Source organism: Sulfurimonas denitrificans DSM 1251 (genome assembly GCF_000012965.1).
GTDB lineage: Bacteria > Campylobacterota > Campylobacteria > Campylobacterales > Sulfurimonadaceae > Sulfurimonas > Sulfurimonas denitrificans.
In genome coordinates this window covers 210,838-221,338 of the sequence record NC_007575.1, presented here as the reverse complement: position 1 = coordinate 221,338, position 10,501 = coordinate 210,838, and the positions used below count along the sequence as shown (strand labels likewise).

At 34.9% G+C, this 10,501-nt stretch carries 9 protein-coding genes; 7 read left to right on the top strand and 2 right to left on the bottom strand.

The genetic code is table 11. The features are described from left to right. Positions 1 to 10 precede the first annotated feature (10 nt). Complete coding sequence (locus SUDEN_RS01090; protein ID WP_011371852.1) at positions 11 to 1,375, bottom strand: bifunctional ADP-dependent NAD(P)H-hydrate dehydratase/NAD(P)H-hydrate epimerase; 1,365 nt, start codon at positions 1,373 to 1,375, stop codon at positions 11 to 13. A 2-nt stretch (positions 1,376 to 1,377) separates the two neighbouring features. Next, positions 1,378 to 2,112 carry a hypothetical protein gene (locus SUDEN_RS01085; RefSeq protein WP_011371851.1) on the bottom strand — a complete coding sequence of 245 codons (735 nt, stop codon included), beginning with the start codon at positions 2,110 to 2,112 and terminating at the stop codon, positions 1,378 to 1,380. A 183-nt stretch (positions 2,113 to 2,295) separates the two neighbouring features. On the opposite strand from SUDEN_RS01085, the gene SUDEN_RS01080 reads away from it, so the two are divergent. The 7 genes from SUDEN_RS01080 (at position 2,296) to SUDEN_RS01050 (ending at position 10,483) form a co-directional block, all read left to right on the top strand. After that, complete coding sequence (locus SUDEN_RS01080; RefSeq protein WP_011371850.1) at positions 2,296 to 3,312, top strand: cytochrome-c peroxidase; 1,017 nt, start codon at positions 2,296 to 2,298, stop codon at positions 3,310 to 3,312. A gap of 46 nt (positions 3,313 to 3,358) precedes the next feature. After that, complete coding sequence (locus tag SUDEN_RS01075) at positions 3,359 to 4,321, top strand: KpsF/GutQ family sugar-phosphate isomerase (protein WP_011371849.1); 963 nt, start codon at positions 3,359 to 3,361, stop codon at positions 4,319 to 4,321. Then, entirely contained in the window at positions 4,318 to 5,256 is a 939-nt protein-coding gene (locus tag SUDEN_RS01070) for a pseudouridine synthase (protein ID WP_011371848.1), read from the top strand. The genes SUDEN_RS01075 and SUDEN_RS01070 overlap by 4 nt, the downstream gene beginning before the upstream one ends. Positions 5,257 to 5,259: 3 nt before the next feature. Beyond that, positions 5,260 to 6,441 (top strand): replication-associated recombination protein A, encoded by a 1,182-nt coding sequence (locus SUDEN_RS01065; protein WP_011371847.1) that lies wholly within the window; start codon positions 5,260 to 5,262, stop codon positions 6,439 to 6,441. Between the two features lie 81 nt (positions 6,442 to 6,522). Then, on the top strand, positions 6,523 to 6,813 hold the full coding sequence (locus SUDEN_RS01060; RefSeq protein ID WP_011371846.1) for a hypothetical protein: 291 nt from the start codon (positions 6,523 to 6,525) through the stop codon (positions 6,811 to 6,813). Continuing rightward, a complete protein-coding gene (locus tag SUDEN_RS01055) occupies positions 6,813 to 8,789 on the top strand; it encodes a methyl-accepting chemotaxis protein (RefSeq protein WP_011371845.1) in 1,977 nt (658 codons plus the stop codon). The genes SUDEN_RS01060 and SUDEN_RS01055 overlap by 1 nt, the downstream gene beginning before the upstream one ends. After that, positions 8,789 to 10,483: a response regulator gene (locus SUDEN_RS01050; RefSeq protein ID WP_011371844.1), complete on the top strand. Its 1,695-nt coding sequence runs from the start codon at positions 8,789 to 8,791 to the stop codon at positions 10,481 to 10,483. The genes SUDEN_RS01055 and SUDEN_RS01050 overlap by 1 nt, the downstream gene beginning before the upstream one ends. Positions 10,484 to 10,501 lie beyond the last annotated feature (18 nt).

Genomic DNA, 10,501 nt, shown 5'->3' with positions numbered 1-10,501 from the left:
ATAAGCCATCTTATAGTTTACCAATTGCATCTATCAAATCATCTGGAGTAAGTGAAAAATCAGCACCCTCATAAAGAATGGAGAGTTTTACATGTGCTAAAGAGCCATGAATGGCTGCTTGCAAAGGAGCATATCCTTGAGCTAAGAGAGCACCAATTAAACCACTTAGTACATCGCCGCTTCCGCCTTTTGCCAAAGATTGTTTTCCATGTGGATTTATATAAAAAGTCTCATCCTGAGCGATTATGACATTTGCACCTTTTAGAAGAAGTGTAACTTTTGGATAAGCTTTGCAAAACATCTCAACGTACATAAAGCGGTTTTTTTGCAACTCATCAACAGATATTTCTGCAATATCTGCTATCTTTAAAAGCGAGACAAACTCTTTTACATGTGGAGTTATAACAACACTCTCTCTTTTTAAAATATCTAAAACTATCTGCATACCAAAAATATCTGCATCCGCAACTAAGGGGAGACCGTTAGATAAAAACTTGGCAAGCTCAGCCTTGCTAAACTCAGCTCCAAGACCCATTCCTAAAGCCAAAGCAGTTGTATTTTTAGGTACTGCATGTGAGTACATTATGGAGTGGGGAATCTCTATTTTCTCAAATCCTACAAGTGTTACAAGCCCGCTTCCAAACCTAAGAGCAGACATGGCGCTCATAATACTAGCACCGCTCATCTGCCCAGAGATAACTGCTAAATGCCCATAACTTCCCTTGTGCGAATCTTTTTTAAATCTATGAGGAAGCTTCAAATCTTGTAAATCAAGAAGATTCCAATTGCTGCTTCTCTCATAAATATCTCTGCAAATTCCAAGATCTATTACATGTATCTCGCCGACATACTCTTTTGCCTCATCTAAAAACATTCTCTTCTTTAGAGCACCCATAGTACATGTAACATCAGCGTTAAAAAGGTAAAGAGAGGGAACATCACATGCAAGCTTAAAAGCGTTTATAGCGTTCATCTTCTCTATAAGCTGTGCCATCTCCTTATCTGCTTCTAAACTAAAACCAGTGCCTACTATCGCATCAACTAATACATCACAATCTAAGAGTTCCAAAGACTCTCTTACGCCAATGCTAGCGGCACGCTGTTTTTGCAAAAGAGCCATTTTTGATTTAGGAGGTTTTGCACAAATAAGAGAAACATCAAAATCGCCATGTAAAAGTCTCCCAAGAGCCAAACCATCAGCTCCATTATTTCCACTTCCACAAACAATGCTAATTTTTACATTTTTTTTAAAGTTGCTACGAATATACTCAGCCATGCCATGCGCTGCATGCTCCATTAAAATATCTTCACTTAAGTAAAACTCTCTGTAGCATCTCTCATCAAGAGAGGCTACTTCATCAAAAAGCTTCTGCACTTCTACTCTTTAAAAAGATACTCATCGATTTGAACTATATTGCTCTTGATGTCATTAAAGAGAAGTGTGTGATAGTTTGTTCTGTACTGATAAAAGAATCTGTTTTTTGGCAACTTTTTAAGATTTGCAGTGTTGAAATACTCTAAATTTGAGCATTTTCCAAGGTATAAAAATGTAAAAAGAAGCTTCAGTTGAGGATTTTCAAACGAGCTGTGAGGCTGCGCTAAAAATGTAAGTCCATATTTTTTAAGGTTTAAAAAATTTAACATGTAGAGTAAGAAATCCTCAAATTTTGTATAAAATCCATTTAGATTTTCGATATCGTGAAAAAAGTAGTAGTAGTTAGCTAAAAGCCCTTTGTGCTGTAGTGTAAATGTTAATTTACTAGTAATATCTCTCTTATTTGAGAAATAGTTAGGATCAACTGCCATATATATGTGTTTGTTTTGACTAACTAAAGCGTCAAATTCTGCTTGAAACTCATCACTCTCATCAAATCTTATATAATTAAAATTTTCATCTTTGTATCTTATCTCTATCTCATGCTCTTCTGAGTTAGAAAAATCAAGATACAAAGTAGCTACATTACTATCTATCACATAGTTTCTTATTCTGCATGCAAGGTTTGTCTTACCAGCACCCTCTTCTGCCAAAATCAACGTATTGCAATAAAGTGCTCTCTCTTCAACGTTTAGTGTATTGATACTACTGACATATTTTCCAAGTCTATTTCTCATATTTTTCCCTTTAAAAAAATTTAGCAACTATTATATCTTATTCTCAAATAACAGTTATCTCCAAGAAACTTTACTAAGCTAGCTATATATATTATTTTTATAAAAATAATATATTTTCATTATATGTTATTAAGCATATAAAATGTAAGATTTGTGACATTATTTAAAAAAAGGATTACTACCATGTACACTAAAATATTATTATCTGCTGTTATTGTAACTTCTTCACTTAGTGCTGATTTGTTGATTGATGCAAAAAAAGCTGGATTAAAACCAATCCCAACTGATAAAAAAGAGCTCTCAAAATTAATTGATAATCCAAAAAACCCAATTAGTGAAAAAAAAGTTGAGCTCGGAAAGAAACTATATTTCGACCCTAGACTCTCAAAGAGCGGTTTTATAAGCTGTAACAGCTGTCACAATCTTAGCGAGGGCGGAGATGATGGTATTCCTGCGGCTATTGGGCATATGTGGACTCCAAATCCTCACCACTTAAACTCACCGACTGTTTATAACTCTGTGTTTTTTAACTCACAATTTTGGGATGGACGTGATCCACACTTAGAGGCGCAAGCTCAAGGTCCTATGCAAGCTGCTCCTGAGATGTCTGCAACACCAGAACATGTAGCTGCGGTTGTGACTTCTATGCCTCAATATGTGGCGGATTTTAAAGCTGCTTATGGCAAAGATGTAAAAATAACTTTTGAAAAGATTGCTGATACTATTGCTACATTTGAGAGAACTTTAGTTACTCCATCAGTTTATGATGACTTTTTAAATGGCAAAAAAGATGCCTTAACAAAAGCGCAAAAAGATGGTCTTAAAACTTTCATAGACAAAGGTTGTGCAACTTGTCATAACGGCATTGCTCTTGGCGGAGAGATGAATGCGTTTAACATTACAGGCGTTTACAAGTTTCAAGATGTAGGTGACTTTAAAGGCGATAAAAATGGTATGGTAAAAGTTCCTACACTAAGAAACATTACTCAGACTGCACCATACTTCCATAATGGTCAAATCTGGGAGCTTAGAGATGCTATAAAAGAGATGGGACGTATCCAATTGGGCGCTGATATAAATGACGTTGAAGTTGCTTCAATCGAAGAGTTCTTAAAAGCCCTAGATGGTAGAAAAGAGCCTGTTGTTTTACCTCAGCTCCCAGCATCAACTCAAACAACTCCAAAACCAGATATAAAATAGTTACCCTCCCAGCAATTTATACCCAAAAAATGGGTATAATTGCACCATGAATTACAAAGAAATAGCACAAGAAACCCTTAAAATAGAAGCACAAACACTACTTGATAGTGCCGATAAAATTGATGATGTTTTTGACAAAGCAGTTGAGATAATCCTTACATGTAAAGGTAAGTTGATTGTCACAGGTGTTGGAAAATCAGGACTAATCGGCGCAAAAATGGCAGCGACATTTGCTTCTACTGGAACTCCGAGCTTTTTTCTACATCCAACAGAAGCGCTTCATGGCGACCTTGGAATGATAAGTCATAGCGACGTTGTTATCGCTATAAGCTACAGCGGAGAGAGCGAAGAGCTAAGCTCCATACTTCCTCATATAAAAAGATTTAATACTCCACTTATCGGCATGACAAGAGATAAAAACTCAACACTTGGAAAATATAGCGATCTTGTAATTGATGTAATAGTCAACAAAGAAGCTTGCCCCCTTGGTATCGCACCAACTAGCTCAACTACTCTGACTCTGGCGCTTGGAGACGCACTTGCTGTGTGTCTTATGAGAGCAAAAAACTTTAAAAAGAGTGATTTTGCCTCTTTTCATCCAGGTGGAGCTTTAGGCAAACAGCTATTTGTAAAAGTAAAAGATTTGATGAGAGTAAAAGAGTTACCTATAGTTAAAGCCGATACAAAAGTAAAAGATGCGATATTCAAAATCAGCGAGGGCAGACTTGGAACTGTTTTAGTTACAGATGAGCAAAATAGACTCCTAGCACTTATGAGTGATGGCGATATACGCAGAGCTTTGATGAGTGAGGATTTTTCACTTGAAGAGAGCGTTTTAAAATACGCTACAAAAAACCCAAAGACGATTGAAGATGAGAACATTTTGGCAAGTGAAGCACTTGTTATCATCGAAGAGATGAAGATACAACTCTTAGTTGTAACAGATAAACATAGGAGAGTCCTTGGCGTGCTTCACATCCACACTCTCATAGAAAAAGGCATATCATGAGACTAAATAAATATATCGCACACCACTCAAGCTACTCACGAAGAGAGGCTGACAAAGCCATACAAGATGGCTATGTAAGGGTAAATGGCGAAATTCAAGACAACCCAGCAACAGATATATATGAGGGAGTTGATGTTGTTTATGTAAGCGGAAAACCAGTAACTCCACGTGACAAATATACCGTTATTGTCTATAACAAACCAAAAGGTGAGTTAGTTACCAAGAGTGACCCTAAAGAGAGAAAAACTATTTACGATACTTTGCCAAAAGAGTATAAACACTATGTCCCAGTTGGAAGACTTGATTACGCTTCTGAGGGATTGCTACTCTTAACTGACGCTTCAAAAGTTGCTTCTGCGCTTATGGAGTCTAATTTGGAGAGAATTTACAAGATTAAAATTAAAGGTGAAGTTACATCAGAGATGGAAGCTGCCATGTTAAATGGGATGATGTTAGATGATGCAACTGCTGGCGGGCATAGCCATTCTAAAGTTACTTCTATGGAATTTAAACCTTTTATAGGGTATAAAATCCAAAAAAACGAACCGAACTACTCTATTTTAAAAGTAGCTCTTAGTGAAGGTAAAAATCGTGAACTTAGACGCTTTTTTGCGCACTTTGGAACAGATATAGTTGATCTAAAGAGAGTCAGTTTTGCAGAGATAGAGCTTAATAACCTTCCAACTGGGAAAGTTAGATTTTTATCACGCAGTGAGTACTCTGCACTCTCAAAATTCTTAAAAGAAGAGAAAAAAGCAGAAGAAAAAAGTGAGAAGAAACCTTCTGTAAAAAAATATGATAAAACTGATAATAAAAAAACAGATTACAAAAAAAGTGACAAAGATTCAAAAAAACCAAGATATAAAGACGATAAAAAGAAAGATGACAAAAAAAAGGTTTTTAAAGATAAGAAAGTAACAAAAAAAAGAGGTTAAAAGTTGGCGGATTTTACCCATCTTTTAAGACCCTCAAATTTTGATGAACTTATCGGTCAAGATCATCTTAGCAAAGATAAAGCCCCACTTAGAGTTTTATGCCAAAAAGGCGTTCTTGGGCATAGCTTCTTTTTTGGACCATCAGGAACTGGAAAGACTTCTATCGCTAGAATTATCGCAAAAACGATGGAGTTGCCATTTTATGAATTTAACGCAACAAGCATAAAGATTGAACAGCTCAGAGCGATATTTGAGCAGTACAAAAACACTCTGCAAAAACCACTTATTTTTATAGATGAAGTACATCGCTTGGCAAAAAACCAACAAGAAGTTCTTCTGCCTGTAATGGAGAACAACTCTGCTCTCATCATCGGTGCTTCTACTGAAAACCCATTTTTTTCTCTAACCTCTGCTATTCGTTCCCGCTCAATGCTTTTTGAACTTCATCACATCTCAAATGAAGCTCTAAGTAGGCTGCTAAGAAGAGCATTAGATAGCTCTGACATTACATGTAGTGATGAAGCGCTAGAGTATCTCATCAAGAGTAGCGGTGGCGATGCAAGGTCGATGCTAAAACTTTTAGAGTTTGCTTCAAATATTGGGACACACATTACCTTAGATATATTAAAATCCCTTCGTCCAAATGCACTAAGTGTTGGAAGCAGTGAAGCTGGTGTTCATTATGATTTGAGCAGTGCTATGATTAAGTCCATTAGAGGCTCTGATATGGACGCTGCCATCTACTATCTTGCCCGTCTAATTGATGGCGGAGAGAGTGCAGAGTTTATCGCTAGACGTCTTGTAATACTAGCTAGTGAAGATGTAGGAAATGCAAATCCACAAGCTCTGACTCTAGCTACAAGTGCTATGACAAGTGTCTCAAAAATTGGCTATCCTGAGGCTAGAATAATCCTCTCTCAAGCCGTAATTTATCTCTGTGCTTCGCCAAAATCTAACTCTGCATATCTGGCAATAAAGAGTGCACTGAGTGCGGTAAATGATGGCGTAATGCTTGATATTCCAAAAAATATAACTCAAAACAGTAAGGGCTACTTATATCCTCACGATTTTGGAGGATATGTTAAACAAAACTACTTATCAAAACCACTAAAATTTGTAACTCTAAAACCTATCGGATATGAGAAAAAAATGGTTGACTGGATAGAGTCAATAAAAAAAATTTAGTTTATTTTAATCCTTTAGAGTATAAACTACCGCTTATTATTAAATTTTATATTTAATATAAAAAAATAAGGATAAAAAAAGATGGAGCTACAAATATCTTCTAACATTGTCACAATCGCAGGTAATATAAAAAGCATTAGTGATTTTCAAGCAATAAAAAAAATTGTTGACGATGTAGCAGCTGCGCATAAAGCTATTCATCTAAATATAGTTGATTCTCTCTCAATAACATCCTCAGTTATTGGTTATCTTAACAAACTTGTCTTAAAAGACAACATAGATTTACATGTAAATGTTGGAAATGAGCAGCTTTTAGAACTTCTTGACGACTTAAATCTAACAGCCATGTTTAAAGCAAAAAGAGGTCTTTAATGAGTATAAAGTATAAACTAAATCTCATAACAGCAATAGTTGTCTCTTTTGCACTGATAATTATCGCAATCGCTACACTCAAAGCCATTGATGATAAAGAGAACATTTCAAAATCACAAAGTTTAAATACTCTCTCACAAAAACTAAGCCTCCTTATCCATGAAACACAAAAAGAGAGAGGTGCGAGTGCTGGTTTTATAGGTTCACATGGAAAACAGTTTGGCGATATACTGCCAAACCAAAGAGCCTCTACAACAAAAGAGTATGAGAGCCTAAAAGTTTATATACAGAGTCTTGATTTGGACTTTTTTCCCAAAGAGTTGAAAGATGAGATATCTGCTTTTAATGAAAAAATGTCACAAATAGAGCAGATTCGCTCAAAAGTAACAGAACTCTCTATAGGTTCAAAAGAGGTTGTCACTTACTATACAGAGATGAACTCAAAAATTTTAAATATTACTTCTTTAAGTGCAAAATTAGCTAACTCTGCTGAACTTGTAAAAGCTCTGAGTGCTTATAACAACTTTTTAAAATCAAAAGAGAGAGCAGGAGTTGAGAGAGCAGTGCTAAGTTCTACATTTGCTGCTGATAAGTTTTCTGATGGTGCTTTTGCTAAGTGGATAACACTAGTTGCAGAGCAGGACGCTTTTCTTGATTCATTTTTATCAATGGCAACTCAAAGCTCAAAAGATTTATATAAACAAAAAATCAATTCGCCTGTAATCGCTGAAGTTAACAAGATGAGAGAGATAGCAAAATTAAGAGCAAATGAAGGCTCCCTTGGAGTGGATAGTGTTATTTGGTTTTCCACAATTACAAAAAAAATTGATATATTAAAAGAGATAGATGATGAGTTGGCAAAGCAGAACACTCTTCTTTTAGAGGAGCTAAAAGCAGCTTCTATCCAAAAGGCAACTATCTCTATTGGAAGTTATTTAGCTTTTGCTATTGCTATTTTTATCATAATTTTCATAATTAGCAGAGGCGTTAACAGAAGCGTTAGAAGCTCTTTAGAGAAAATTGATTGCGTCTCTAGCAACTTAGATTTGACATGTGATATTATTGTCGAGGGAAATGATGAGATTTCTCGAATTTCAAAAGCTTTAAATGTGATGATAATTGCATTTAAAGAGAGTGTTTACCAAGCAAAAGATGTATCTGCTACAACTTCAAGTGAGAGTAAAGTGTTAAACAGTATTGTTGAGCAACTTACAAAAAATGGCATAGTAGCAGATAAAAAAATCACCGTTATCAATACTCTTGTAACTGAAGTTGGACAGAGACTAGATGCTATTGAAGAGTCTTCAATCACAGTTACTGAGGACCTTAATATTACCTACAGTGTTCTTGACACTTTTGTAAATCAGCTTCATTTAGTTGTTGAGGCTATTGAGCATGGAAGCAATCGTCAACAAGAGTTAGTTCAAAAAGTGTACTCTTTAACAGAACAAGCAAAAAATATAAAAGATGTTTTAGCAATTATCTCAGATATAGCGGATCAAACAAATCTTCTTGCTCTAAATGCTGCGATTGAAGCAGCACGCGCAGGGGAGCATGGAAGAGGTTTTGCTGTTGTTGCAGATGAAGTGCGCAAACTTGCAGAGAGAACACAAAAAAGTCTAAGCGAGATAAGTGCAAATGTAAATCTTATAACACAAAACGTTATCGAGATATCGGAAGAGACTCAAGTAACATCAGAAAATATGGGCAATATTGCAAACTCTGCACAAGAGTTAATCTCCTCTTCAGAGCAGACAAAAGAGAATCTATCTGTGACAAATGCGAAATCAAGCGATGTAATGTATCAAAGCACTTATATCGCTACAAAAACAAAAGAGCTTATCCACAATATGGATGAAATCATAGAGCTCTCTAAGAAAAACACTGAACATAGAAATCTTGTAGATGAAGCTGCTACCAAGCTGTTGAGCGATGCTAATAGGCTACAAAATGAGTTGAGTAAATTCAAAATATAATGTCTAGTGATGTTGATACTTCCTTATTAGACTGCCTTAGCTCTTTAACACTTCTTTGTGTTGAAGACAACAAAACTACTCAGCTAATATATCACTCCATTTTTAAAAATATTACAAAGCGTGTCATTTTTGCAGATAATGGCAAAGATGGATTTGAAATATTTAAAACGCAAAAGATTGACATAATCATTACAGATTATGAGATGCCAAATTTAAATGGCATAGAGATGACAAAACTCATAAGAGAGCTAGACAAAGATATCCCAATAATTCTTGTATCTGCGGTGCAAGAGATTGATATTATCGTAGAAGCTCTTAAATTAAATGTAAATAATTTTTTAAAAAAACCAATTATTCTTACAGAAGTTATTCAAGCTGTTGAAAAAGTCTCTAAAATACTTATAGCCGATAACTATCTACGTGAGAAAAGAGAAAAAAAATTAAAAGAGCTTGAGACAAAAGGTAAATATAACTCTCTGCAAGAAGAGTTGGCATTTGCCAAAGAACTAAATATTATCAGAAATGATTTTTACTACCAGATGCATGAAAACAGCTCCATTGCGCTTATTGATTTTTTCTATAAACCTCTTGATGTATTAAGCGGAGACTCATACAGCGCAAGAGAGATAGATAAAAATATGCAACTCTATTTTATAATTGATGGAATGGGCAAAGGTCTCTCTGCCTCTTTAAGCTCAATGCTTTTAACTTCTTACTTAAATCATCTCATAGATAAGAGAGTTAATAATTTTGACTTCAAGAGCCTCATAAATAGTGCTGTTGAATATATAAAGCCTGTTCTTCTTGAAGATGAAGCGATGTCAGCTGATTTTATGTTAATAGATTATAAAAACTCAAAGTTGCACTATGCAAAATTTGCAATGCCCTCTTCTCTTCTGCAAACAACTAATGGCAAGATAGTTAAAATCAAATCAAATAATGCCCCACTTAGTAAATATATAAAAAAAATAAAAATATCATCATTTAATATCTCAAATATACTTAAATTTCTTTTTTACAGCGATGGAGTTGTTGAAAATAGTATTAGAGAGAAAGATAAAACTTATGCAAATTATTTGCAAAGCGATTTTCTAGCCTCTTTCACAAAAGATGAGTTAAGAGAAAAAATCCTTTGGAGGATAGATAAGCAAGAAGATGATATGACTTTCATCTTTATAAATAGATTTAATCTGATGAAATATATCTCTAATGTTCAAAATGTTTTTGATACTTCTTTAGATGCAATAGAGAAGGCAAATGAGTGGTATGGAGATTTTTGGAGCTGTACTAGCAGTGATTATAAGCTTATCTATAATGCTGGTGTCGTCTTTAATGAGCTGTTTATGAATGCTTATGAACATGGCAATCTTGGGCTTGATGCTCAGATGAAACATAAGCTTATAAACGATGACAACTATTTTGCGACCTTAGAGAAGCTAGAGAAAACCTGCAATAAAAAAATATCAGTATGTATAAATATTATTGAGTACAACTCAAACAAATATGTTACTACAGCCATAAGAGATGAGGGTGCTGGATTTGATACTCAAATTCTTAGCGACATATTTAGAAATAGAAAAAATTTTAATGGAAGAGGTGTTTATATTTCCAGACAAGCATCGCTTGGAATTTACTACAATACAAAAGGTACTAGTGTGCTGTTTTTACATAAACTTGAGAGTGAAAAAGCATAGATAAATAGTTAGAAGAGG

What these genes read in the sequence shown, in the direction of transcription:
- SUDEN_RS01085 (WP_011371851.1), bottom strand. Translation starts at nt 2,112, where the DNA reads ATGAGAAATAGACTTGGAAAATATGTCAGTAGTATCAATACACTAAAC.
- SUDEN_RS01080 (WP_011371850.1), top strand. Translation starts at nt 2,296, where the DNA reads ATGTACACTAAAATATTATTATCTGCTGTTATTGTAACTTCTTCACTT.
- SUDEN_RS01075 (WP_011371849.1), top strand. Translation starts at nt 3,359, where the DNA reads ATGAATTACAAAGAAATAGCACAAGAAACCCTTAAAATAGAAGCACAA.
- SUDEN_RS01070 (WP_011371848.1), top strand. Translation starts at nt 4,318, where the DNA reads ATGAGACTAAATAAATATATCGCACACCACTCAAGCTACTCACGAAGA.
- SUDEN_RS01060 (WP_011371846.1), top strand. Translation starts at nt 6,523, where the DNA reads ATGGAGCTACAAATATCTTCTAACATTGTCACAATCGCAGGTAATATA.
- SUDEN_RS01055 (WP_011371845.1), top strand. Translation starts at nt 6,813, where the DNA reads ATGAGTATAAAGTATAAACTAAATCTCATAACAGCAATAGTTGTCTCT.
- SUDEN_RS01050 (WP_011371844.1), top strand. Translation starts at nt 8,789, where the DNA reads ATGTCTAGTGATGTTGATACTTCCTTATTAGACTGCCTTAGCTCTTTA.